Below are 23,792 nucleotides of genomic sequence, written 5' to 3'. Positions count from 1 at the left end.
CACAGCATCCCCTGCCACGCCACATGTGACGCGAGGACCCACGCTGCCCGCCCACCGCCACCCCTATCTCCCCAAGCCCCTCGACGCCTTCAACGCGGCACCCGCCGACGAGGCACGCGCGCTGCTGCTCCACTGCCTGCACAGCCTGCGCTGGTCCCACCGCGTCGCGGACCACCGCCCCTACCCCGACCTGGACTCCCTCCTGGCCGCGGCGGACGAGGCGGCTTACGACCTGTCACCGCACGACCTGTCGGAGGCCCTGGCGGGAGAAACCCTTCCCGACCTGCCCGAGGACACGTACTCGGCCGCCCACATGGCCCTGAGCGCGGCGCACGCCGCCTACGAGGCGAGATTCGGACACGCGTTCGTCATCTACCTGGGTGACACCCACCCGGACGAATCCCTCGACCGGACCCTCGAAGCGATCCGATCACGATTGACGAACGATCCCGAGGAGGAACGGGTGACAGCGGCGGACGAACTGCGGCGTCTGGCGAGGGAACGGCTGCTGGTCCTGCTGAGGGGCACGAGGCCGCATCGCCCGGCGGCTCCGCCGCGGGGCGGGCCCGGCCACAACGCACCCGCACACGGCAGATAGGGGCTCGCACCACCCCGGGAGCCGCGTCCGCTCCCCCATCCGGTGCCAATTTGATCACACAAGGTAGGCCCCCCGTAAAGCGCGGCGCAGCGTCTCGCTACGATGCAGAGGGCCGGTGGACCGTACCCGGCCGGGCCCGACCGACCGTGAAGCCGGCGCGGCCCTAGTCCCCGCTCCCGGAGGGTTCTTCCGTGCCGGCTGGAACGCTGTACCGCGGCCGGGAAGGAATGTGGTCCTGGGTGGCTCACCGAGTCACCGGCGTCCTCATTTTCTTCTTCCTGTTCGTTCACGTGCTGGACACCGCTCTCGTGCGTGTCTCCCCCGAGGACTACGACAAGGTCGTAGCCACGTACAAGACGCCGATCGTCGCGCTGCTGGAGTACGGCCTCGTCGCCGCCATCCTCTTCCACGCGCTCAACGGCCTGCGCGTCATCGCCGTCGACTTCTGGTCGAAGGGCCCGCGCTACCAGAAGCAGATGTTCTGGACCGTGATGGGTGTCTGGGTCGTCCTGATGGCCGGCGCGATCTACCCGGTCCTCGGCCACGCCGCCCGCGTTCTCTTTGGGAGCTGACGCCGATGTCCACGACTGAAACCACCGCGTCCGGCGTCGGCCCCGTCGAGGGTGCCCCCGTCTACGGCGTCGACAACCCGGCCCCGCTGATCGAGGCGCCGCGCAAGCGCACCAAGAAGTCCCCCAAGTCGACCCGGGGCAACTTCGAGCTGGCGGCCTGGCTGTTCATGCGCCTGTCCGGCATCGTGCTCGTCGTCCTGGTCCTCGGCCACCTGCTGATCCAGCTCGTGCTGGACGGCGGCGTCTCCAAGATCGGCTTCGCCTTCGTGGCCGGCCGCTGGGCCTCCCCCTGGTGGCAGGTCTGGGACCTGCTGATGCTGTGGCTCGCGATGCTGCACGGCGCCAACGGCCTGCGCACGGTCATCAACGACTACGCCGAGCGTCCGGCCTCCCGCATGTGGCTGAAGGCCCTGCTGTACACCGCCACGGTGTGGACCATCCTGCTGGGCACGCTGGTGATCTTCACCTTCGACCCGAACATCCGCTAGGCACGGGGCTGCGAGAATCATGAAGATCCACAAGTACGACACCGTCATCGTCGGCGCCGGTGGCGCGGGCATGCGCGCCGCCATCGAGGCGACGAAGCGCAGCCGCACCGCCGTGCTGACCAAGCTCTACCCCACCCGCTCCCACACGGGCGCCGCGCAGGGCGGTATGGCCGCCGCGCTCGCCAACGTGGAGGAGGACAACTGGGAGTGGCACACCTTCGACACGGTCAAGGGCGGTGACTACCTGGTCGACCAGGACGCCGCCGAGATCCTGGCGAAGGAGGCCATCGACGCCGTCCTCGACCTGGAGAAGATGGGACTGCCGTTCAACCGGACCCCGAACGGCACCATCGACCAGCGCCGTTTCGGCGGTCACTCCCGCAACCACGGCGAGGCCCCGGTCCGCCGGTCCTGCTACGCCGCGGACCGCACCGGCCACATGATCCTCCAGACGCTGTACCAGAACTGCGTCAAGGAGGGCGTGGAGTTCTTCAACGAGTTCTACGTCCTGGACCAGCTGATCACCGAGGTCGACGGCGTCAAGAAGTCCGCCGGTGTGGTGGCCTACGAGCTGGCGACCGGCGAGATCCACGTCTTCCAGGCGAAGGCCGTCATCTACGCCTCCGGCGGCTGCGGCAAGTTCTTCAAGGTGACCTCCAACGCGCACACCCTCACCGGTGACGGCCAGGCCGCCGTCTACCGCCGCGGTCTGCCGCTGGAGGACATGGAGTTCTTCCAGTTCCACCCGACCGGCATCTGGCGCATGGGCATCCTGCTCACCGAGGGCGCCCGCGGTGAGGGCGGCATCCTGCGCAACAAGGACGGCGAGCGCTTCATGGAGAAGTACGCTCCCGTCATGAAGGACCTGGCGTCCCGTGACGTCGTGTCCCGCTCCATCTACACGGAGATCCGCGAGGGCCGTGGCTGCGGTCCCGAGGGCGACCACGTCTACCTCGACCTGACCCACCTGCCGCCGGAGCAGCTGGACGCCAAGCTGCCGGACATCACCGAGTTCGCGCGCACCTACCTCGGCATCGAGCCCTACACGGACCCGATCCCGATCCAGCCGACCGCGCACTACGCGATGGGCGGCATCCCGACCAACGTCGAGGGTGAGGTCCTGGCGGACAACACCACCGTCGTCCCGGGTCTGTACGCGGCCGGCGAGGTCGCCTGCGTCTCCGTGCACGGCGCCAACCGCCTCGGCACCAACTCGCTGCTGGACATCAACGTCTTCGGCCGCCGCGCGGGCATCGCCGCCGCCGAGTACGCCCACACGGCGCAGTTCGTGGAGCTGCCGGAGAACCCGGAGTCCCTCGTCGTCGAGCAGATCGAGCGGCTGCGCAACTCGACCGGCAACGAGCGGGTGGCCACCCTGCGCCGCGAGCTGCAGGAGACCATGGACGCCAACGTCATGGTGTTCCGCACCGAGCAGACGATCAAGACGGCGGTCGAGAAGATCGCCGAGCTGCGCGAGCGCTACAAGAACGTGGCGATCCAGGACAAGGGCAAGCGGTTCAACACCGACCTGCTGGAGGCCATCGAGCTGAGCAACCTGCTGGACCTGGCCGAGGTCATGGCCGTCTCGGCGCTGGCCCGCAAGGAGTCCCGCGGCGGTCACTACCGCGAGGACTACCCGAACCGCGACGACGTCAACTTCATGCGCCACACCATGGCGTACCGCGAGGTCGGCGCCGACGGCTCGGAAACCGTCCGTCTCGACTACAAGCCGGTCGTCCAGACCCGCTACCAGCCGATGGAGCGTAAGTACTGATGGCTACCCCTGTTCTGGACAAGGAAGAGGCGGCCGGCAAGCCCGAGCCCGGTTTCGCCGACTCCCCCTACATCACGGTCACCTTCCGGGTCCGCCGGTTCAACCCGGAGGTCTCCGGCGAGGCGGCCTGGGAAGACTTCCAGCTGGAGATCGACCCGAAGGAGCGTGTCCTCGACGGCCTCCACAAGATCAAGTGGGACATCGACGGCACTCTCACCTTCCGCCGCTCGTGCGCGCACGGCATCTGCGGCTCGGACGCGATGCGGATCAACGGCAAGAACCGCCTTGCCTGCAAGACGCTGATCAAGGACATCAACCCCGAGAAGCCGATCACGATCGAGCCCATCAAGGGCCTGACGGTCCTGAAGGACCTGGTCGTGGACATGGAGCCGTTCTTCCAGGCGTACCGGGACGTCATGCCGTTCCTGGTCACCAAGGACACGAACGAGCCGACGCGTGAGCGGCTGCAGTCTCCCGAGGACCGCGAGCGCTTCGACGACACCACCAAGTGCATCCTGTGCGCCGCGTGCACGTCGTCCTGCCCGGTGTTCTGGAACGACGGCCAGTACTTCGGCCCGGCCGCGATCGTGAACGCCCACCGCTTCATCTTCGACAGCCGTGACGAGGCGGGCGAGCAGCGCCTGGAGATCCTGAACGACCGTGACGGCGTGTGGCGTTGCCGCACGACCTTCAACTGCACGGACGCCTGCCCGCGCGGCATCGAGGTCACCAAGGCGATCCAGGAGGTCAAGCGCGCGCTGATCACGCGTCGCTACTGATCCGTCCGCCGGTCTTCCCGGCACCGCCGAATCGGCCCGAGGGCCCTGCTTCCGAGCGTTTGGAAGCAGGGCCTTCGGGCGTTTTTGTCGGGTTTCGCACCTCGGCGGTTCTAATGTGACGACATGTCAGACGATGAGTCGTACGAACTGCTCGGTTTCGACAACGTGCTGCTCCCCGTCGGCGACCTCGGCGAGGCCGTCGGGTTCTACGAGCGGGCCGGCTTCGGCGTCGAGTTCCGGTTCGACGAGGGCGGGATCGCCCTGCTGAAGGTCGGCAAGGAGACCCCGGGGATCCTGCTGCGCACCGAGGAGACGCTGGGGCACCGGTCGCCGCCGTGGCCCTCGCCGCGCATCTGGCTGGAGGTGCCGGACGCGCGGGCGGCGGCGCGGGCGCTGGCCGCCGCCGGCATCACACCGCTGGACGAGGTGCTCCCGGTGGCCACCGGCTGGACCGTGGAGATCGCCGACCCGTGGGGCAACGTCCTCGGGTTCACGGACTACACCAAGCGTCCGGAGCTGGGGCGCGGAAGCCGGGCGCACTCTTGAGTTGAACATGTTCAAAAACAGGTCTACAGTCATCCCTGTCAGCGTTTTGAACGCGTTCAAGAAGGGGTGGGGGCATGGACCGCACGGTCATCGCCTACGTCATCTACCTGGTCGTCAGCATCGCGCTGACCATCTGGGTGGCCCGCACGCTCAGCCGCAACGGCCGGATCTTCCTGGCTGACGTACTGCGCGGCAACGAGAAGCTCGCGGACGCCGTCAACCACCTTCTGGTCGTCGGCTTCTACCTGGTCAACCTCGGCTTCGTGGCGCTGTACCTGAGCGGGGACGAGACGATCGAGGACACCCGCGGCGTCTTCGAGGCCCTGTCGACCAAGCTGGGCGTGGTCCTGCTGGTGCTCGGCGTGATGCACCTGGGCAACGTGTACGTGCTCAACCGGATCCGCCGGCGCGGGATCATGGAGCGCGAGGAGCGGCCTCCGGTCGACCCGCAGGAGTGGATCGCCCCGGCGGCCGGGGCGTGACCGCGGTGACCACCACTGAGGACCGGGGCGTCACGGGGGGCGTCCCGGTCCGCCGGCTCACCGTCCTGTACGACGCCGAGTGCGGGCTGTGCACCCATCTGCGCGGCTGGCTGGCACGGCAGCCGCAGCTGGTGCCGCTGGAACTGGTGCCGGCCGGCTCGGACGGGGCCCGCACCCGCTTCCCCGGACTCGACCACGCCGCCACGCTCGACGAGGTCACCGTCGTCGGCGACTCCGGCCAGGTCTACCGGGGTTCGCGCGCCTGGATCGTCGTCCTGTGGGCCCTGCGCGAGCACCGGCCCCTCGCCCACCGGCTGAGCACCCCCTCCGGCGCCCGGCTCGCCCGCGGTGCGGTGCTGGCGGCGGCGAAGTGGCGGGGTGCGCAGCGGCGCGACGCCGGGTGGAACTGGGGCGGGACGGTCTACCGGCGGCAGGACGGGTGGACGTACCGGCCGGACACCGGCTGGAGTTACGAGCCGCCGTCCTGCCCCGGCGGGACCTGCACCACCGGTTAGGCCCCCGAGCCGACTCGTTAGGCTCTTCTACCGTGCCCGCGAAGAACGACGGCCCCGAGACGGCCGGCTCCCCCAGCAGCAAGTCCGAGCAGACCCGCGCGCTGATCCTGGAGACCGCGATGCGGTTGTTCCAGGAGCGCGGGTACGACAAGACCACCATGCGGGCCATCGCCAAGGAGGCCGGCGTCTCCGTCGGCAACGCCTACTACTACTTCGAGGGCAAGGAACACCTGATCCAGGGCTTCTACGACCGGATCGCCGCCGAGCACCAGAGGGCGGTCCGCGAGGTCCTGGACCGGGAGACCGACCTGGAGGCACGGCTCGCGGGCGTGCTGACCGTCTGGCTCGACATCGCCCGGCCGTACCACGAGTTCGCCGTGCAGTTCTTCAAGAACGCCGCCGACCCCGACAGCCCGCTCAGCCCCTTCTCCCCGGAGAGCGAGCACGCCCGCGAGCAGGCCATCGCCGTCCACCGCGAGGTGCTGGCCGGCTCGAAGTCCAAGGTCGCCCCCGAACTGCGGGACGTGCTCCCGGAGTTGATGTGGCTCTCCCAGATGGGGCTGGTCCTGTACTGGGTCTTCGACCGGACGGAAGGGCGCGAGCGCAGCTACCGGCTGGCCCGGCGCGGGGCCCGGCTGACCGCCCGCGGGGTGGCGCTCGCCCGCTTCCGCGTGCTGCGCCCCCTGGTGCTGGAGGTCCATGAGCTGTTCACGGACTTCCTGCCCGGCATGACGAAGGCACTGCCGGATCCCCGGACCAAGGAGACCAGGGGAACCAAGGGGCGCGACGAGAAGGCCGGCTGATCAGATCCAGTTCAGACGCCACAGGCGGAAGACGCCCGTGCCGTCGTCCAGGTACTGGCTGCCGCCCACGTCCTCGGTGCTGACCACGTACTCCTTGCGCTGCCACAGCGGGATCAGCGGGACGTCCCGGGCCACGTCCGCCTGGATGTCCTTGAAGTCGTTCGCGGCCCGGCTGCGGTCGGCGTACTGCTGGCTGTCCAGGACGAGGTGGTCGACCAGCTTGTTGCTGTACCCGGTGCTCATCGTGGAGCCGGTGCCGACGAGCGCGGAGCCGAAGGTGTCCGGGTCGGGATAGTCGGGCACCCAGCCGACCGCCCACGCGTCCATCTTCCCGGTGGCCCAGCGCTTCTGGAAGTCGGTCCACTCGTACCCCTGGACGTCCACCTTGAACAGGCCGCCCGCCTCCAGCTGCTGCTTCAGCGCCGCGGCCTCCTGCTCACCCGCGCCCCGGTTCTTGCCGTAGCCGAAGGTGAACCGGACCGGCAGGGTCACCCCGGCCTGGGTGAGCAGCGCCCGCGCCTTCTGCACGCTCTGCGCCGGGTAGTCGTCGAAGAACGACGTGGTGTGGCCGGTGATACCGGCCGGGATCAGCGAGTACAGCGGGTCGACCGTGCCCTCGTAGACCGTCGAGGCGAGCTGCTCGCGGTTGATCAGCCAGGCCATCGCGCGGCGCACCCGCGCGTCGTGCAAAGGCGAGCCGGCGCGCGTGTTGAGGTACAGGTTGCGGGTCTCGGCGCTGTCGGACTCGGTGACCCGCTGGTCGGGGTCGCTCGGGTTCAGCGCGGAGAGCACGCCCGGCGGCAGCTCCCGGGTGGCGACGTCGACCTGCCCCGCCTTCCAGGCGCTGTCGAGCTTCGCGGAGTCCGCGTAGTAGCGCAGCTCGATCGGGCGGCCGGCACCGCTGAGGTAGCCCTCGTAGTGGGCGTTCGGCTGAAGGACGGCCTTCTGGTTCTTGGTGTACGACGTCAGCGTGTACGGGCCGGTGCCGTCGACGGCGGTGCCGCCGCGCAGCGAGTCGGCCGGGTACTTGTCCTTGTCCACGATCGCCCCGGCGCCCGTGGCGACCTTCAGCGGCCACGTGGCGTCCGCGGACGACAGATGGAAGGTGACGGTCGTCGTGCTGTCGGCGGTCACCGAGCCGAGCGTGGAGAACAGCGACGCCGGGCCGACATCGGAGTTGATCTTCTTGACCCGGTCGAAGGAGTACTTCACGTCCTCGGCCGTCATCGCGCGCCCGCTCGGGAAGGTGATCCCGGAGCGCAGCGTGCACCGGTACGTCCGCAGACCACCGCCCTGGAAGGCGCAGCTCTTCGCGGCGTCCGGGACCGGCTCGACGCCGCCCGGCTCGAATGTCAGCAGCGACTGGAAGACATTGCTGAACAGGGCCCAGGACCCGGCGTCATAGGCGCCCGCCGGGTCGAGGGCCGTGACGGCGTCCGTCGTACCGACCGCGATGGTCTTGTTCTTGTTTCCCTGCGACGGCAGCAGTCGCCAGCCGCCGATTCCCACGATCGCGAGCACGAGCAGTGTCACGAAAACGCGCATGCGAACAGATCGCATGGTGGTGCCCTCCCCAGGCCCCTTCAAAGGCCCTACCCCTGGCCAGCACGAATTCGCCACTCCCCTCGTGGCGCGGCTCACCTAATCACACGGGTTTCGCCTGGGGGAAGGGCTTTCTGACCATTGGGGAAAGAACTTGCCGAGGCGTTTGTTTCCCCCGGGTTTCACAGCGTCTTCACAGGCGTGGGAGCGGTTCCGGCCAGGGGGGTGCGGCTCGGGCGCGGGTGCGGCTCACGCGCGCGTGGCGGCCAGTTCGATCACCGTCACGTCCGACGGCGCCCCCACGCGGGTGGGCGGGCCCCAGGCGCCGGCGCCCCGGGTGACGTACAGCTGGGTGTCGCCGTAGCGGTCGAGGCCGGCGACGGTCGGGTTGGCGGCGGCCGCGAGGAGGTTGCCGGGCCAGAGCTGGCCGCCGTGGGTGTGACCGGAGAGCTGGAGGTCGACGCCGTACCGGACCGCCTCGTGGATCTGCACCGGCTGGTGGGCCAGCAGCACGCACGCGCGTGCCGTGTCCCGGTCGCCGAGTGCCTTGCCGAAGTCCGGGCCCCGGCCCTCGCTCTCGCCCTGGAGGTCGTTCACCCCGGCCAGCTCGAAGTACGGCAGCTCGGTGCGGGCGTTCTCCAGCGGATGCAGGCCGAGGGCCCGCACCTCGGCCACCCACTGGTCGGCGCCCGAGAAGTACTCGTGGTTGCCGGTGACGAAATAGGCGCCGTGCCGCGCGCGGAGCCGGGCGAGGGGCGCGGCCGCCGGGCCAAGGTCCTTGACGCTGCCGTCCACCAGGTCGCCGACGACCGCGATCAGGTCGGGCTGGGTGGCGTTGACGGTGTCGACGACCTTCTGCGCGAAGTCACGGCCGAGGATCGGGCCGAGGTGGATGTCACTGACCACGGCGATACGGAAACCGTGTGCCGCCCGGGGGAGCTTGGCCAGGGGGATGGTGACGCGTTTCACCCGCGGGCCGCGGAGAACTCCGCAGGTTCCGTAGCCGACGGTCGCCGCGGCGGCGGTCGCGGCCGCGCCGGCCACGACTCTGGACACGAAGAGGCGGCGCGTGGGTTCCTCGGTGCCCGGTGCCTCCCGGGTGCCGGGTGCCTCCTGGGTGTCCGCTGCGACGGTGGCCGTACCAGGACCTCGCCCTCCGTCCCGGCTCGGTCGGCCGGGAAGTGACCCGGCGGGGTCCTGGCCCGGCCGGCCGGGAGGCGGCTCCGCGGGGTTCGCGCCCGGTTGGCGCCGGCGGAGCAGGGTGCGGCGGAGCAGGGGGCGTACCGCCTCTCCCACCAGGACCGCCAGCAGCAGGTACAGGGCGAGGGCCATCCACAGGAAGCCGGGCCAGGCCAGGGTGCGCTGGAGCCGGAAGGGGGCGCCGGAGCGCTCCGTGACCAGGGCCGCGACCATCAGGACCGGGCCGGCGACGAAGACCGCCGTGCCGGCCCGGCGGGCCGGTCCGGGGCCGCGCGTGGTGTCGCGGACCAGGCGCCGCCAGACGTACCAGTGCAGGCCCGCCACGACGGCCAGGACGGCGACGGCGACGAGCGCGAGGACGATGACCAACCCGACCGAACCCCCGTGGTGACGTACGGCTGTGACGAGCGGACGGCTGTGATGGGCGAGCGGCTGTGACGTGCGAGCGCCTGTGCGAGCGGCCATGGCGTGCGGACCGCTATGGTGCGGGCCGCTATGACGCGCGGCGCAGTGCGCGCAGTCCGCGCAACCCGATGACCCCGATGACCGTCCCCAATACGAAGGAAACGACCGCCAGCAGCAGGTGGACCCAGAAGTACGCGGTCGGGTGACCGTCGTCGAAGGCGAGCCCGCTGCTGTCCTTGATCAGGTTCTTGACGAAAGTGACCCAGATGACCCAGGACCACACCCCGAAGGCGAGCAGGAACCAGGAGACCGGGCGGCTGAGCTTCATGCGACCAGTATCGCCGTTCGCCGACCGGTTCCGTGGCCGGGGTGAGGTGGGTCATGGGATTTCACAGTCGACAAAAGGTACGTTCTCGGCCGTGTCTGCACCGAAGAAGATCGGCGGGCGATCGCTGCTGATCACCTCTGCCACCCTGCTGTCCCTGTCCGTCACCGCGCCCGCCGCCCTCGCCGCCCCGTCCCCGTCGACGAGCCCGACGGCCACGCCCCCGGCCCGGATGTCGGCCGTGGGCGGCGCCCGGCTGGGGCAGCCCGGCACCCAGGTCAACCTCGCGCCGGGTGTCCCGGTGCTGCCGAAGGACATCAGCGCGCGCTCCTGGATCGTCACCGACGCCGAGTCCGGCGAGGTGCTCGCCGCGCACAACGCGCACTGGCGGCTGCCCCCGGCGAGCACGCTGAAGATGCTGTTCGCGGACACCCTGCTGCCCCGCTTCCCGAAGGAGGAGAAGCACAAGGTGGTGCCCTCCGACCTCGCGGGCATGGGCGTCGGCTCCAGCGTGGTCGGGATAAAGGAGGGGCACACCTACTCGGTCCACGACCTGTGGCTCGGGGTCTTCCTGCGCTCGGGCAACGACGCCGTGCACGTGCTGTCCTCGATGAACGAGGGCGTCGCACAGACCGTCAAGGACATGCAGCACCACGCCGACGAACTGCAGGCCCGGGACACGCACGTGGTCTCGCCCGACGGCTACGACGAGCCGGGGCAGTTGTCGTCGGCGTACGACCTCACGCTGTTCGCCCGGTCCGGACTGCAGAAGAAGGACTTCCGCGACTACTGCTCGACCGTCAGCGCCACGTTCGAGTCGGGCGAGATCCGCAACACCAACCGGCTGCTGAGCGGTGACACCGACGTGCCCGTCTACCAGGGCATCGCGGGCGTGAAGAACGGCAACACCACCAACGCCGGCGCCACCTTCACCGGGGTCGCCGAGCGGGGCGGCAGGGTGCTGCTCGTCACGGTGATGCATCCGGAGAAGCCCGAGCACAACGAGGTCTACAAGGAGGCGGCCAAGCTGTTCGACTGGGGCTTCCAGGCGGCCGGCAAGGTCAGTCCGGTGGGTGAGCTGGTGCCGCCGAAGAGCGCCCTGCCGAGCCCTGGAGCCAGCGCCTCCGCCGGGAAGTCCGCGGGGAAGGACGGATCCGGCGCCAGGCCGATGGCCGATGCCACCACCGACTCCGGCTCCGGCATCGGCACCGCCGCGGCCATCGCGGGCGGGGCACTGGTGCTGCTCGCGGGCGCGGCGTTCCTGATCAATCGCCGGTGGCCGCTGCCGGACCTGATGCGCCGTCGGTCGCGTCCCTGACGTCGGCGGCTTCGGCCTCCGAGCTGTTCGTCGCCGTCCAGGAGGCGCAGAACAGCACGAGTTTCGCGGTGAAGTTGATCCACAGCAGCAGTGCGACGGGGACGCCGAACGCGCCGTACATGCTCTTCGCGGCGACTCCCTGGATATAGCCGCTGAGCAGCAGTTTCAGCAGTTCGAAGCCGACCGCGCCGAGCAGTGCGGCCACCACCAGGCGGCGGCGCGGCGGCTCCACGCCGGGCAGCAGGGTCAGGACGTAGAGCAGGACGAGGAAGTCGGCGAGCACGGCGACGGCGAACGCGGCGAATTGCAGCAGCGCACTGCCCCAACCGTGCTCGGCCAGGCCGAGGTTGCGCGAAACGACCCCGACGGCGGCCGAGGCGAGTGTGGACGCGGCAAGCGTGATCAGCAGGGCCCCGCCGAGGCCGAGGAGGATGCCGGCGTCCTTGGCCTTGGCCACCACCGGGTTCTGCTGCTGGTCCGGCAGCTCCCACACCGCGCGCAGGCAGTCCCGTGTCTGGCCGACCCAGCCGATCCCGATGAACAGCAGCACGGCGCCCGCGATGACACCGACGGTACCGGCGTTGTGGACGAGCGAGGTGAGGTCCAACTGGCTGGAGAGGACGCCGGGGAACTGCTCGGCGATCTTGTGCTCGACGGTCTTCTGCCGGGCCGGGCTGAGCGTGGCGGCGCTGACCGCGGCGACCAGGGTGAGCAGCGGGAACAGCGCCACGAAGCTGATGAACGTCATGGCGGCGGCCAGCCGGGTCCACTTCACCCGGTCCAGCCGTTCGTAGCAGTGCCACGCGTGCGTCCGCATCAGCCGCACCACGAGCGGCCCGATGCCGGGGAGTCTCTTCAGCCAGTCCATGATCCGCTCCTGCCCGTGACCGCGCGCTCGTAAGACATCCCACTAATCACCCATTGTGTGGAGCGGGCGAATGTTCAGTAACTAATCCGCCATATAGGGACGATACGGTCACCGACATGCCTCCGGACCCTCTCGAGGAGCTGACGTGAAGGACGCCTTCGGTCTCCCCCAGTCCCTGCTCGTCCTCGGCGGCACGTCCGAGATCGCGCTGGCCACCGCGCGCCGGCTGATCGCCCGCCGCACCCGCACGGTGTGGCTGGCCGGCCGCCCCTCACCGGCCCTGGAACAGGCCGCCGAGAGCCTGCGCGCACTCGGCGCGGACGTCCGCACCGTCGCCTTCGACGCCCTCGACCCCGCGACCCACGAGACCGTCCTCGGCAAGGTCTTCGCCGAGGGCGACATCGACCTGGTGCTGCTCGCCTTCGGCATCCTCGGCGACCAGGCCCACGACGAACGGGACCCGGTACGCGCCGTCCAGGTCGCCCAGACCAACTACACCGGAGCCGTCTCCGCCGGCCTGGTCGCCGCCAGCGCCCTGCAGACCCAGGGACACGGCTCCCTCGTGGTCCTGTCCTCCGTCGCCGGCGAGCGCGCCCGCCGCGCCGACTTCATCTACGGCTCCAGCAAGGCCGGCCTCGACACCTTCGCCCAGGGCCTCGGCGACGCCCTGCACGGCACCGGCGTGCACGTCATGGTCGTACGGCCCGGGTACGTCCGGGGCGAGGGGCCGCTCTCGACGACCCCGGAGGCGGTGGCCACGGCGATCGAACTGGGATTGCGCCGCCGCTCGGAGGTGGTGTGGGTGCCGGGCGCGCTACGGCTGGTGATGGCCGCGCTGCGGCATACGCCGAGGGCACTGTTCCGGCGGCTGCCCCTCTAGCGCCCACGAGGCGGCCGCGGCCGCCGGACGACAGACCCCGCCGCTACGACACCGCGCTGCGGCCCACCCCACGGAGCGCACCGGCCTGCGACGGGACCACGGAACCCCCGAACGTGTACTCCCGCAATTTGCGCCACACGCCGTCCGCGCCCTGCTCGTAGAGCGCGAACCCCGTGCACGGCCACTGCGCGTCGAAGCCGGCCAGTTCCTCGAAGGCGCGGTCCATCGCCGCCTCGTCGATGCCGTGCGCCACGGTGACATGCGGGTGGTACGGGAACTGCAGCTCGCGCGCCACCGGCCCCGAGGCGTCCCGCACCCGCAGCTGCAGCAGGGTGCAGTCCTCGGCGCCCTGGACGACCCGGACGTAGACCACCGGGGACAGCGGACGGAACGTGCCCGTGCCGGACAGCCGCATCGGGAACGGCCGCCCGCCCGCGGCCACCTCGGTGAGGTGCGCCTCGACGGCCGGCAGCTCGCTCTCGTCGATCTCGGTCGGCGGCAGCAGGGTGACGTGCGTGGGGATGCCGTGAGCCGCGGCGTCGCCGAAGCCCGCGCGCCGCTCCTGGAGCAGGCTGCCGTGAGGCTCCGGGACCGCGATCGACACGCCGATCGTTACGGTCCCCACGTCGTCTCCTGTCGTCGCGTCTGTCGTTTTCTCGGCCGTCCCGTTTCGTCACGTTCGGGCCGTCGGCTATCGACTGTACGGCTATGGATGTCCTGTGGGCAGGAGCGGCGGAAGTGATGTGCAGCGCTCTGCCCACTCGGACGTGTGTACGGCCGTGCGCCGCGGCGCCGGTCCGTGCTTCCCGGTGCTCCGTCGGCGCGGGTCAGTGCTTCGCCGACAGGAAACCCACCCGCTCATAGGCCTGCGCGAGCGTCTCCGCGGCGACCGCGCGCGCCTTCTCCGCGCCCTTGGCCAGGATCGAGTCGAGCGTCTCGGAGTCGTCCAGGTACTGCTGCGTGCGCTCCCGGAACGGCGTCACGAAGTCGACCATGACCTCGGCTAGGTCGGTCTTGAGGGCGCCGTACATCTTGCCCTCGTACTCCCGCTCCAGGTCGGCGATCGACTTGCCGGTGAGCGTGGAGTAGATGGTGAGGAGGTTCGACACGCCCGGCTTGTTCTCCGCGTCGTAGCGGATCACGGTGTCGGTGTCGGTGACGGCGCTCTTCACCTTCTTGGCGGTGGTCTTCGGCTCGTCGAGGAGGTTGATGAGGCCCTTCGGCGTGGACGCCGACTTGCTCATCTTGATCGACGGGTCCTGCAGGTCGTAGATCTTCGCCGTCTCCTTGAGGATGTACGGCGACGGGATCGTGAACGTCTGGCCGAAGCGGCCGTTGAAGCGCTCGGCCAGGTCGCGGGTCAGCTCGATGTGCTGGCGCTGGTCCTCGCCGACCGGCACCTCGTTCGCCTGGTACAGCAGGATGTCGGCGACCTGGAGGATCGGGTACGTGAACAGGCCGACGGAGGCACGGTCGGCGCCCTGCTTGGCGGACTTGTCCTTGAACTGGGTCATGCGGCTGGCCTCGCCGAAGCCGGTGAGGCAGTTCATGATCCAGGCGAGCTGGGCGTGCTCGGGGACGTGGCTCTGGACGAAGAGCGTGCAGCGGTCCGGGTCGAGTCCGGCCGCGAGCAGCTGGGCGGTGGCCAGCCTGGTGTTGGCCCGCAGCTCCTTCGGGTCCTGCGGGACCGTGATCGCGTGCAGGTCCACGACCATGTAGAACGCGTCGTGGGACTCCTGCAGGGCCACCCACTGGCGGACGGCGCCGAGGTAGTTGCCGAGGTGGAACGAGCCGGCGGTGGGCTGGATGCCGGAGAGCACGCGGGGGCGATCAGCAGTGGCCATGTCGCCCATTCTCTCATCGGCTGAGGGTGGGATCGGCCTGTGAGGTGGGCGTGGTTTCGGAGCGTCGGGGACTGCGCGTGGTCCGTGGTCACCCGCGCAGTGCCCCGCTCCCCTCGGGCCGGCTGCCCCTCGCGGCGTTGATCAGCCCAGGTCGACTTCCGGGTACAGCGGGAAGCCCGCCACCAGGTCCGTCGCCCGCTGGGCGATTTCCTGGGCGACCTTCTCGTCCAGGACGTGGGCCGCCTTGGAGGGGGCACCCGACTTGGTGGTGCCCGGCTCGGTGGTGGTGAGCACGCGGTCGATGAGGCCGGCGACCTCGTCCATCTCGGCGGTGCCCAGGCCCCGGGTGGTCAGGGCGGGGGTGCCGATGCGGATGCCGGAGGTGTACCAGGCGCCGTTGGGGTCGGCCGGGATGGCGTTGCGGTTGGTGACGATGCCGGAGTCCAGCAGGGCGGCCTCGGCCTGGCGGCCGGTGAGACCGTAGGAGGTGGCGACGTCGATCAGGTTGAGGTGGTTGTCGGTGCCGCCGGTCACCAGGGTGGCGCCGCGCCGCATGAGGCCTTCGGCCAGGGCGCGGGAGTTGTCGACGATGCGCTGGGCGTAGCCCTGGAAGGCGGGCTGCCGCGCCTCGGCGAGGGCGACGGCCTTGGCGGCCATCACGTGCGGCAGGGGGCCGCCGAGGACCATCGGGCAGCCGCGGTCGACCTGGTCCTTGAGGGAGTCGTCGCACAGGACCATGCCCCCGCGCGGGCCGCGCAGCGACTTGTGGGTGGTGGTGGTGACGATCTGGGCGTGCGGGACCGGGTCGAAGTCGCCGGTGAGGACCTTGCCGGCGACGAGGCCCGCGAAGTGGGCCATGTCGACCATCAGGGTCGCCCCGACCTCGTCGGCGATCTCGCGCATGATCCGGAAGTTCACCAGCCGGGGGTAGGCCGAGTAGCCGGCGACGATGATGAGCGGCTTGAACTCGCGGGCCTGGGCGCGCAGGGCCTCGTAGTCGATGAGGCCGGTGGCCGGGTCGGTGCCGTAGGAGCGCTGGTCGAACATCTTGCCGGAGATGTTCGGGCGGAAGCCGTGGGTGAGGTGGCCGCCGGCGTCCAGGGACATGCCGAGCATGCGCTGGTTGCCGAAGGCCTGGCGCAGTTCGGCCCAGTCGGCCTCGGTCAGGTCGTTGACCTGGCGGGCGCCGGTCTTCTCCAGGAAGGGGGCCTCGACCCGGTCGGCGAGGACGGCCCAGAAGGCGACGAGGTTGGCGTCGATGCCGGAGTGCGGCTGGACGTAGGCGTGGCGGGCGCCGAAGAGCTCGCGGGCGTGCTCGGCGGCCAGGGCCTCGACGGTGTCGACGTTGCGGCAGCCGGCGTAGAAGCGGCGGCCGACGGTGCCCTCGGCGTACTTGTCGCTGAACCAGTTGCCCATCGCCAGCAGGGTGGCCGGGGAGGCGTAGTTCTCGGAGGCGATCAGCTTGAGCATCTCGCGCTGGTCGGCGACCTCCTGGCCGATCGCGTCGGCGACTCGCGGTTCGACGGCGCGGATGACGTCGAGGGCGGCTCGGAAGGCGGTGGACTCGGTGGAGAGGGGCTGCTGCTCTGGCATGAGGACCTCCGGACGGTGTGCGTACAGCGTTCACGTTCGGCCCAGGCGCACGGCACTTTCCCGCTGGGGCCGCTTCCCGATGGTCCGTCCCATCCCAAGCGCGCCAGTCACGGCCCGCTGATCAGCCTACCGGGCGAGCCGGACGGCGCAGGTCCCGCGTCCACCATGCGAGCGACGATAGGAAAGAGGTCACCGTCGTGTTCCCGAAGTGTTCTCGTCGGATCCGGGAGAGGCCATGACCACTGCAGAAGACCTCATCAGCGCCGCCGAGGCGCACTGTGCTCCCACCTACCGTCCGCTGCCGGTCGTCGTGGCGACGGCGGAGGGGGCGTGGATGACGGATGTGGAGGGGCGGCGGTATCTGGATCTGCTGGCCGGTTACTCGGCGCTCAACTTCGGGCACGGCAACCGGCGGCTGATCGAGGCGGCGAAGGCCCAGCTGGAGCGGGTGACGCTGACGTCCCGCGCCTTTCTGCACGACCGGTTCGCGGCGTTCTGCACGGAGCTCGCCGAGCTGTGCGGGATGGAGATGGTGCTGCCCGTGAACACCGGCGCGGAGGCGGTGGAGAGCGCGGTGAAGACGGCCCGGAAGTGGGGCTACCGGGTGAAGGGGGTGCCCGGGGAGATGGCGAAGATCGTGGTGGCGGGCGGCAACTTCCACGGGCGTACGACGACGATCATCAGCTTCTCCACCGATCCGGAGGCCCGGGCGGACTTCGGGCCGTACACGCCGGGCTTCGAGATCGTGCCGTACGGCGATCTCACGGCGATGCGTCAGGCGCTGACGGAGAACACCGTGGCGGTGCTGCTGGAGCCGATCCAGGGCGAGAACGGGGTGATCGTGCCGCCGGCCGGCTATCTCCCCGCCGTCCGGGAGCTGACCCGTGAGCGGAACGTGCTCTTCGTCGCCGACGAGGTCCAGTCGGGTCTCGGCCGTACCGGGCGGACCTTCGCGTGCGAGCACGAGGGGGTGGTCCCGGACATGTACGTGCTGGGCAAGGCGCTGGGCGGCGGGATCGTGCCGGTGTCGGCGGTGGTGTCGAGCGCGGAGGTGCTCGGGGTGTTCCGGCCGAACGAGCACGGCTCGACGTTCGGCGGGAATCCGCTGGCCTGCGCGGTGGCGCTGGAGGTGATCGCGATGCTGCGCACGGGCGAGTTCCAGGCCCGGGCCGCCGAGCTGGGCGAGCGGATGCACCGGGCGCTGGGGGCACTGCTGGACACGGGCGCGGTGACGGCGGTGCGCGGGCGTGGGCTGTGGGCGGGCGTGGACATCGCGCGGAAGGCCGGCACGGCGAGGGAGGTCTCGGAGCGGCTGATGGACCGCGGGGTGCTGGTGAAGGACACCCACAGCGCCACCGTGCGGATCGCTCCGCCGCTGGTGATCAGCGAGGAGGACCTGGACTGGGGGCTGGAGCAGTTCCGGGCGGTACTGAGCGGCTGACAGCAGGCGCGCTAGAGGATCACATGGGGCAGGAAGCGGGCGTACTCGTCGGTGATCAGGCCGGAGGACTCGCGGATGCCGAGGCCGGCCGGCTCGTTCTGGACGACCCAGGCGCCGAGGACGACGTGGTTGCCGTCGAAGGCGGGCAGCGGGGCGAGCTGCTGGTAGCAGCAGGGTTCGTCGCGGAGTACGGCCGGGGCGCCCGCCTGGTGGACGGTGACGCCCTCGCCCTCGCGGCCGAGCAGGGGTTTGGCGACGTAGCCGGGTGCGCAGGCCAGCTCGCGCGGGCCGTCGAGGTAGGCGGGGAGGAGGTTGGGGTGGCCGGGGTACAGCTCCCAGAGGATCGCCAGCAGGGCCTTGTTGCTGAGCAGCATCTTCCAGGCGGGTTCGATCCACAGGGTGCTGCCGGTGCCGCCGCCGTTGTCGAGGGTGTCCAGGACGTGCCCGCCGAAGGCGTCGGTGGTGAGCCACTCCCAGGGGTAGAGCTTGAAGATGCCGCGGATGAACCGGAGTTGGTTGTCGACGAAGCGGCCGGAGAGGGTGTCCCAGCCGATCTCCTCCATGGACAGCCAGTCGGTGTCGAGGCCGGCCTGTTCGGCGGTCTCCTTCAGATAGGCGACCGTCATCAGATCCTCACCGAGTTCGTCGGCCGAGGAGTGCGCGAAGTGCAGCGGGCTGCCGGGAGGCAGCAGCGCGGCCTGGGTCCGCCAGGCCTCGACGAGGCGTTCGTGCAGGGAGTTCCACTGGTCGGCGCCGGGGAAGCGGTCCTCCATCCAGAACCACTGGGGCGAGGCGGCCTCCACCAGTGAGGTCGGGGTGTCGGCGTTGTACTCCAGCAGCTTGGCCGGGCCGGTGCCGTCGTAGCGGAGGTCGAAGCGGCCGTAGACGGAGGGGAGTTCGGTGCGGCGCCGCCAGGCCTCGGTGACGGCGGCGGCCACGCCGGGGTCGGTGATGCCAAGGTCGGCGAGCCGGTCCTTCGCCACGATGTGCTCGGCGGCCGCGAGGCACATGTGGTGCAGTTCCTCGACGGTCTCCTCCAGCGCCTCGATCTCGTCCAGGGTGAAGACGTAGTAGGCGCTCTCGTCCCAGTAGGGGCGCAGGGAGCCGTCGGGGTGGCGGGTGAGGGGGTAGACGAGCCCCTGCTCCTCGACGGTCCGCTGCCAGCCGGGGCGGGGGGTGGTGGTACGGCGTTCCATGGGCCGGTGCCGGTCAGCCGCCGGAGCTGTGGTGGCCGCCGCCGAAGCCGCCGCGGTGGACTCCGGTGCCGCCCGAGCTCTTGTGGGGCTTGATGAAGGAGCCGCCGCTCACCCAGGAGCCCTTCTTCTTGCCGCCGTAGTACCAGCCGCCGTTCACCGAGGTCTTGAGGGAGGAGGTCTTGCAGTTCTTGTCGGAGACGACCTTGTAGCCCTTGGCGTAGGTGTAGCTGTCGCGGTCGACGCAGCGCTTGTCCGGGTCGGACGAGCAGGCGGTGAGGGCGGCGGCCAGCAGGCCCATGCCGCCGAGGACGACCGTGCCGGAGCGCAGCCGCCGCCGGGTGTCAGCCATGTTCGTGTCTCCCCCGTGTCCGTGTCCGTGGCCGTGTCCGTGTGCGTGGACGTGTCCGTGTGGCGTGATGCCGGCGGTCAGCCTAGAGAACGGTAAGAGCGCAGGCCACGGGGGGTGGCCGGATCGGCCGTCTCCTAGAGTCCCTTTGTGGTCTTTGGAATGGTGTGCGCCCTTGGCGCGGCGGTCTGCTTCGGCACCGCGACGGTGTTGCAGGCGGTGGCCGCGCGGGCGGCGGGCACGGAGGGGGCCGGCGGCGAGGCGGCCCTGCTGCTGCGGGCGCTCAGACAGTGGCGGTATCTGGCGGGACTGGCGCTGGACGGGCTCGGCTTCCTGTTCCAGATCGCGGCGCTGCGGTCCCTGCCGATCTATGCGGTCAGCGCGGCCCTGGCGTCGAGTCTGGCGGTGACCGCGGTGGTGGCGGCGCGCCTGCTGCGGGTGCGGCTGAGCGGCACGGAGTGGACCGCGGTGGCCGTGGTGTGTGCCGGGCTGGCGATGCTCGGACTGGCGTCCGGCCCGGAGGGCGAGGAGGGCGGCTCGGACGCGTTGGGGTACGTGATGCTCGCCGTGGCGGTCGGGATGCTGCTGCTGGCCCTCGCGGGCGGGCGGCTGTCCGGCCCGGGGCGGGCGCTGGCGCTCGGGCTCGGGGCCGGTTTCGGGTTCGGGGTGGTGGAGGTGTCGGTCCGGCTGATCGACAGCCTCGCGCCACTGGACCTGCTGACCAACCCGGCGGTCTATGCGCTGCTGATCGGGGGCGGCGCCGCGTTCATGCTGCTGACGTCGGCTCTCCAGCGGGGCTCGGTGACCACCGCGACCGCCGGGATGGTGCTCGGGGAGACGATCGGACCCGCGGCGGTGGGGGTGGTGTGGCTGGGAGACCGCACGAGGGAGGGGCTGACCTGGCTGGCGGTCCTGGGGTTCGTGGTGGCCGTGGTGGGGGCGATGGCGCTGGCGCGCTTCGGCGAGGCGCCGGTGGTGGCCGAGGAGAGCTGAGGCCGCCTCCTCGGGCGGGCTCCGCAGCGCAGACCGACCGGACGCGACCTCCTGCTGCCCCTCACGGCGAGACACGGAAGGCCCCCACCCAGGGAAATCCTCCCGGGCGGGGGCCTCGCAGGTGCCGGGCCGGCCGGCTCAGGCCCCCACCCCTCCCCGTGACACGGCCGCGCCTGAACCAGAGCAGGACCGTCCCTCGGGCAGGTTCCTCTACGAAGACCCGGCCGGACGCGAACCTCCTGCCGCCCCTCACCACGAGACACGGAAGGCCCCCACCCAGGGAAAACCTCCCGAGTGAGGGCCTCACAGGTGCCGGGCCGGCCGGCTCAGGCCCCCACCCCTCCCCGTGACACGGCCGCGCCTGAACCAGAGCAGGACCGTCCCTCGGGCAGGTTCCTCTACGAAGACCCGGCCGGACGCGAACCTCCTGCCGCCCCTCACCACGAGACACGGAAGGCCCCCACCCAGGGAAAACCTCCCGAGTGAGGGCCTCACAGGTGCCGGGCCGGCCGGCTCAGGCCCCCACCCCTCGCCCATGACATGGCCGCGCCTGAACCAGAGCAGGACCGTCCCTCGGGCAGGTTCCCCTGCGCAGACCCGGCCGGACGCGAACCTCCTGCCGCCCCTCACCACGAGACACGGAAGGCCCCCACCCAGGGAAATCCACCGGGTGGGGGCCGGTCGGCTCGGGTCTCTACCTCTCGCCGGTGGTGCGGCGGCGCTTGAGCCAGAGCAGGACCGTTCCGGCCGCGAGGAGTGCGGCGGCGATCCCGGCGATGCCGAGTACCCGGGTTCCGGTGCTCGCGAGGCCGCCGCCCTGGTCCTCATCGGTGGGCGGGGAGGCGGGCGGTGTGTGTCCTCCCGCGGGGGTGGAGTGTCCCGGCGCCGGGCTGTGGCCGGTGGGGGACGTGGTGGGCTGGTGGGTGGGGGTGCTGGTGTGCGTGGGGGCGGGGGTCGGGGTCGGGTTGTCCCCGCCGCCGGTGCCGGTGGACTCGCTGCCACCGCCGAGCAGGGCCAGCTTCGGGTTGTCGGCGCTCTCCGCCTGGGCCTGAGTGGCGATCCTGGTCGTCTTCTTCAGATGCGGGTGCTCGACCTGGAACTCGACGCGGGTGACGTTGCGACGGGGCGCCTTGCCGAAGTCGACGCCGCCCATGACGCACATCTTCTGCTGCCCGCCGAACTGGCAGGGGTAGGAGTAGTCGCCCTTGGTGAAGGAGACCATGTACTCGTCCCAGGTCTTCTTCGGCGTCCACTTGGCGTTGGGAGCGCGCAGCGGCCACCGGCTGACGTTGCCGCTGTTGATGACGGAGTGGTAGTCGGAGGCCTGCTGCGCGTCCTGCTGGCGGACGTACTCGGCGGCGACGCGGGCGCTGTAGACGCGGCGCAGGTCGGCGTACTGGGGCGCGGTGTTCACCTTCTGCTCGACGCCGGGGATGATGTACTGCTTGAGCAGGTTGTTCGCCGTGTTCTGCTGGGCCTTGGTCAGGGTGCACGTGCCGTTGGGGTCGGGCGTCTTGCGCTCGATGTGGGCGACGTTGACCTTCAGCGGCGTGTCGAGGATGTAGAGGCCGTCGTCGTCGGCGCGGACCTTGGCGGTCTTGGGCGTGATCCACAGGCGGATGGTGTCGCCGCAGTCGAGTCCGGCGGCCTGCATGGCGTCCCAGTACTTCTTGCCCGGGTCCTTGCGGGGGTCGACGTCCTTGGCGTAGTCGTGCTTCATCTGGAGATCGGCCTCCAGCAGGACGCGACCGGCGTCAGTCTTGCCGAACGTCTTGTCCATGATCGTGTCGGGCTGGTCCGGGTTGAGGTTGACCCAGAACTTGTCCGGGGTGAGCGCGAGCCAGGTGAAGAAGGAGTCGGAGATCAGCTGGGCCTTGGCCTTGCCTCCCCAGCCGTAGTCCTTGCTCTCGTCCTGGATCCTGTTCGCGGAGAAGGCGTAGGGCAGGCCCTTGCCCTTGACGGGCTTGCCGACGTAGGAGAGGTCGAGGGTGGAGAAGTCCACTCCGCCCGGCCCGCGCACGCCGAAGTTGGAAGCGCCGTTCTTCCCGATGCGCTGGAGCTGCTTCTCCATGTCGAGGGGGGTGGCCGGGGACCGGCCGATGGTGCGGGCGGCGCCGCCGGCGGCCCGGTTGTCGCCGTTCGCGGCGAAGTTCGGGTCGGGAAGCGTCGAGCCCGGCACGTTCTTGTAGCTGACGGACTTGTACCTGGGGATGTCGGTGGACACGTGCTCGTACGCCCGCACGCGGGACTGGCCGCTCGCGTCCTTGTACGCGTCGGCCATGCGGCCGAGGTACTTGGTGGTGGCGGAGTCCTTGGACTGGCCGTTGACGTAGGCGATCTTCCCGTTGTTGAAGCGGGGGTCCTCCAGGAACTTCTGGTTCGCGAAGTCCTGCCCGGTGTCACGCCCCGGTCCCGCCTTGAACTCCAGGAACTGGCCCGTCTTGTAGTTGACGGCGTCGAACTTGCGGACCAGCGGCTTCATCCGGCCGGTCTTGGGGTCCTTGACCATGATGGTCTTGCCGTCTTTGTCCTTGATCTCGATCTCTTCCTGGCACAGCCAGTCCTCGCCGACCAGGCCGAGATCGTTGATCACCTTCGTCTCGAACGCGGCGCCGCGCTTGTTGTTGTTGTGCGGCAGGATGTAACCGTCCGAGAGCCACTTCGAGAACGTCGAGTACTTCGGCGTCTTGCCCTGGTTGTCGGCGAGGTACTTCTTGTAGCGGGCGAAGGCACGCTCTTCGCTGTTCTCCGGGTACTTGGTGTAGGGCTTGTCGAACTTGTCGAGGAACGCGTCGCGTTGCTTGATCTGCTCCTCGGTCGGGTTCTCCGCATCGCCCGGCAGCGTCAGTCCGTCGAAGGTCTGCCGCGGGGCGTCGAAGGGGTAGGAGTCCCAGTCGCCCGGGGCGCGGACGTGGATGTTGCGGTCCCACGGCAGATCGTTCGTGCCCGGCTTCGTCGCGGTGACCTCGGGAAGGCTGTCACAGCGCTTGCCCTTGGCCGCGTACGCGGCGTCGCCCGGCAGGCCGGGCAGCCCGGTCACGGTCAGCACACCGGCCGCGGCTAAGGCCAGCACGGCACGCGCCCACACCGGTCGGCGGGCCGCAAGTATCTGTTGAGTCACGAGACTTCTCCACTGGGAGCCCACGCGATGTGGGTTCTCGTACGGCGCCAGGGGCCCCCGTTGCATGTGTGGCGCCGCAGGAGCCCTCACCCTATGCACCGGGCCGGTTGACGCGCCCCCGTCAACTCGCCCCGCACACAGGATCGTCACAACCTGCCGCTCC

The 23,792-nt window shown here is 70.2% G+C and carries 23 protein-coding genes and 1 riboswitch; of the genes, 13 read left to right on the top strand and 10 right to left on the bottom strand.

Annotated features, from left to right (window positions below):
• The first annotated feature begins 25 nt into the window (after positions 1-25).
• From ACQPXS_RS28430 to ACQPXS_RS28390, 9 genes are all read left to right on the top strand, one after another.
• A complete protein-coding gene (locus ACQPXS_RS28430) occupies positions 26-598 on the top strand; it encodes a 2-oxo-4-hydroxy-4-carboxy-5-ureidoimidazoline decarboxylase (protein ID WP_433452067.1) in 573 nt (190 codons plus the stop codon).
• Between the two features lie 191 nt (positions 599-789).
• Positions 790-1,170, top strand: coding sequence for a succinate dehydrogenase, cytochrome b556 subunit (sdhC, locus tag ACQPXS_RS28425; protein ID WP_076087831.1), 381 nt, complete (start codon positions 790-792; stop codon positions 1,168-1,170).
• Positions 1,171-1,175: 5 nt separating this feature from the next.
• The gene (locus ACQPXS_RS28420; RefSeq protein ID WP_351801938.1) at positions 1,176-1,658 is read left to right on the top strand and encodes a succinate dehydrogenase hydrophobic membrane anchor subunit; all 483 of its coding nucleotides are present in this window, start codon (positions 1,176-1,178) and stop codon (positions 1,656-1,658) included.
• Between the two features lie 19 nt (positions 1,659-1,677).
• The gene (sdhA, locus tag ACQPXS_RS28415) at positions 1,678-3,432 is read left to right on the top strand and encodes a succinate dehydrogenase flavoprotein subunit (RefSeq protein ID WP_433452065.1); all 1,755 of its coding nucleotides are present in this window, start codon (positions 1,678-1,680) and stop codon (positions 3,430-3,432) included.
• A complete protein-coding gene (locus ACQPXS_RS28410; protein WP_351801942.1) occupies positions 3,432-4,211 on the top strand; it encodes a succinate dehydrogenase iron-sulfur subunit in 780 nt (259 codons plus the stop codon). The genes sdhA and ACQPXS_RS28410 overlap by 1 nt, the downstream gene beginning before the upstream one ends.
• Before the next feature lie 123 nt (positions 4,212-4,334).
• Positions 4,335-4,757 (top strand): VOC family protein, encoded by a 423-nt coding sequence (locus tag ACQPXS_RS28405; protein WP_433452064.1) that lies wholly within the window; start codon positions 4,335-4,337, stop codon positions 4,755-4,757.
• Between the two features lie 74 nt (positions 4,758-4,831).
• Complete coding sequence (locus tag ACQPXS_RS28400; RefSeq protein WP_351801946.1) at positions 4,832-5,239, top strand: hypothetical protein; 408 nt, start codon at positions 4,832-4,834, stop codon at positions 5,237-5,239.
• Positions 5,240-5,244: 5 nt separating this feature from the next.
• Positions 5,245-5,754 (top strand): thiol-disulfide oxidoreductase DCC family protein, encoded by a 510-nt coding sequence (locus tag ACQPXS_RS28395; protein WP_433452062.1) that lies wholly within the window; start codon positions 5,245-5,247, stop codon positions 5,752-5,754.
• A 32-nt stretch (positions 5,755-5,786) separates the two neighbouring features.
• Positions 5,787-6,557, top strand: a complete 771-nt coding sequence (locus tag ACQPXS_RS28390; RefSeq protein WP_433452060.1) for a TetR/AcrR family transcriptional regulator — start codon at positions 5,787-5,789, stop codon at positions 6,555-6,557.
• Here ACQPXS_RS28390 and ACQPXS_RS28385 read toward each other — a convergent pair whose 3' ends face one another.
• From ACQPXS_RS28385 to ACQPXS_RS28375, 3 genes are all read right to left on the bottom strand, one after another.
• Positions 6,558-8,102, bottom strand: a complete 1,545-nt coding sequence (locus tag ACQPXS_RS28385) for an ABC transporter substrate-binding protein (RefSeq protein WP_433452058.1) — start codon at positions 8,100-8,102, stop codon at positions 6,558-6,560. It lies immediately after the preceding gene.
• A 246-nt stretch (positions 8,103-8,348) separates the two neighbouring features.
• Positions 8,349-9,668 carry a metallophosphoesterase gene (locus ACQPXS_RS28380; protein WP_433455978.1) on the bottom strand — a complete coding sequence of 440 codons (1,320 nt, stop codon included), beginning with the start codon at positions 9,666-9,668 and terminating at the stop codon, positions 8,349-8,351.
• A 124-nt stretch (positions 9,669-9,792) separates the two neighbouring features.
• Positions 9,793-10,032 (bottom strand): SCO4848 family membrane protein, encoded by a 240-nt coding sequence (locus tag ACQPXS_RS28375; protein ID WP_356301960.1) that lies wholly within the window; start codon positions 10,030-10,032, stop codon positions 9,793-9,795.
• A 91-nt stretch (positions 10,033-10,123) separates the two neighbouring features.
• Here ACQPXS_RS28375 and ACQPXS_RS28370 point away from each other — a divergent pair, with 91 nt between their 5' ends.
• On the top strand, positions 10,124-11,347 hold the full coding sequence (locus ACQPXS_RS28370) for a D-alanyl-D-alanine carboxypeptidase family protein (RefSeq protein WP_433452056.1): 1,224 nt from the start codon (positions 10,124-10,126) through the stop codon (positions 11,345-11,347).
• On the opposite strand, the gene ACQPXS_RS28365 is transcribed toward ACQPXS_RS28370, so the two are convergent.
• Positions 11,295-12,215, bottom strand: a complete 921-nt coding sequence (locus ACQPXS_RS28365) for a YihY/virulence factor BrkB family protein (protein ID WP_433452055.1) — start codon at positions 12,213-12,215, stop codon at positions 11,295-11,297. The genes ACQPXS_RS28370 and ACQPXS_RS28365 overlap by 53 nt on opposite strands.
• Positions 12,216-12,360: 145 nt before the next feature.
• Between ACQPXS_RS28365 and ACQPXS_RS28360 the strand changes: the two genes are divergently transcribed.
• Positions 12,361-13,095, top strand: coding sequence for a decaprenylphospho-beta-D-erythro-pentofuranosid-2-ulose 2-reductase (locus ACQPXS_RS28360; RefSeq protein ID WP_433452054.1), 735 nt, complete (start codon positions 12,361-12,363; stop codon positions 13,093-13,095).
• 43 nt (positions 13,096-13,138) lie between these two features.
• Here ACQPXS_RS28360 and ACQPXS_RS28355 read toward each other — a convergent pair whose 3' ends face one another.
• The 3 genes from ACQPXS_RS28355 to ACQPXS_RS28345 form a co-directional block, all read right to left on the bottom strand.
• Positions 13,139-13,720, bottom strand: coding sequence for a 2'-5' RNA ligase family protein (locus tag ACQPXS_RS28355; protein WP_399181898.1), 582 nt, complete (start codon positions 13,718-13,720; stop codon positions 13,139-13,141).
• Between the two features lie 202 nt (positions 13,721-13,922).
• A complete protein-coding gene (gene trpS, locus ACQPXS_RS28350; RefSeq protein WP_433452052.1) occupies positions 13,923-14,939 on the bottom strand; it encodes a tryptophan--tRNA ligase in 1,017 nt (338 codons plus the stop codon).
• Between the two features lie 141 nt (positions 14,940-15,080).
• Entirely contained in the window at positions 15,081-16,532 is a 1,452-nt protein-coding gene (locus ACQPXS_RS28345; RefSeq protein ID WP_365321679.1) for a glycine hydroxymethyltransferase, read from the bottom strand.
• Positions 16,533-16,564: 32 nt separating this feature from the next.
• A riboswitch (ZMP/ZTP riboswitch) is annotated at positions 16,565-16,653 on the bottom strand.
• Positions 16,654-16,767: 114 nt separating this feature from the next.
• On the opposite strand from ACQPXS_RS28345, the gene rocD reads away from it, so the two are divergent.
• A complete protein-coding gene (gene rocD, locus ACQPXS_RS28340) occupies positions 16,768-17,973 on the top strand; it encodes an ornithine--oxo-acid transaminase (RefSeq protein WP_351801976.1) in 1,206 nt (401 codons plus the stop codon).
• 11 nt (positions 17,974-17,984) lie between these two features.
• Here rocD and ACQPXS_RS28335 read toward each other — a convergent pair whose 3' ends face one another.
• Complete coding sequence (locus ACQPXS_RS28335; RefSeq protein ID WP_433452050.1) at positions 17,985-19,169, bottom strand: glutathionylspermidine synthase family protein; 1,185 nt, start codon at positions 19,167-19,169, stop codon at positions 17,985-17,987.
• A gap of 13 nt (positions 19,170-19,182) precedes the next feature.
• Positions 19,183-19,518 carry a hypothetical protein gene (locus ACQPXS_RS28330; RefSeq protein WP_433452049.1) on the bottom strand — a complete coding sequence of 112 codons (336 nt, stop codon included), beginning with the start codon at positions 19,516-19,518 and terminating at the stop codon, positions 19,183-19,185.
• 159 nt (positions 19,519-19,677) lie between these two features.
• Between ACQPXS_RS28330 and ACQPXS_RS28325 the strand changes: the two genes are divergently transcribed.
• Positions 19,678-20,508, top strand: a complete 831-nt coding sequence (locus ACQPXS_RS28325; RefSeq protein ID WP_433455976.1) for a DMT family transporter — start codon at positions 19,678-19,680, stop codon at positions 20,506-20,508.
• Positions 20,509-21,202: 694 nt separating this feature from the next.
• Here the strand turns inward: ACQPXS_RS28325 and ACQPXS_RS28320 are convergent.
• Complete coding sequence (locus ACQPXS_RS28320; protein ID WP_433452048.1) at positions 21,203-23,629, bottom strand: hypothetical protein; 2,427 nt, start codon at positions 23,627-23,629, stop codon at positions 21,203-21,205.
• Between the last annotated feature and the right edge of the window lie 163 nt (positions 23,630-23,792).

It is taken from the genome of Streptomyces sp. CA-142005, from assembly GCF_050942335.1.
In the GTDB taxonomy this organism is placed as follows: domain Bacteria; phylum Actinomycetota; class Actinomycetes; order Streptomycetales; family Streptomycetaceae; genus Streptomyces.
The sequence above is the reverse complement of the archived record's forward strand: the minus strand, read 5'-3'. Positions and strand labels throughout refer to the sequence as shown.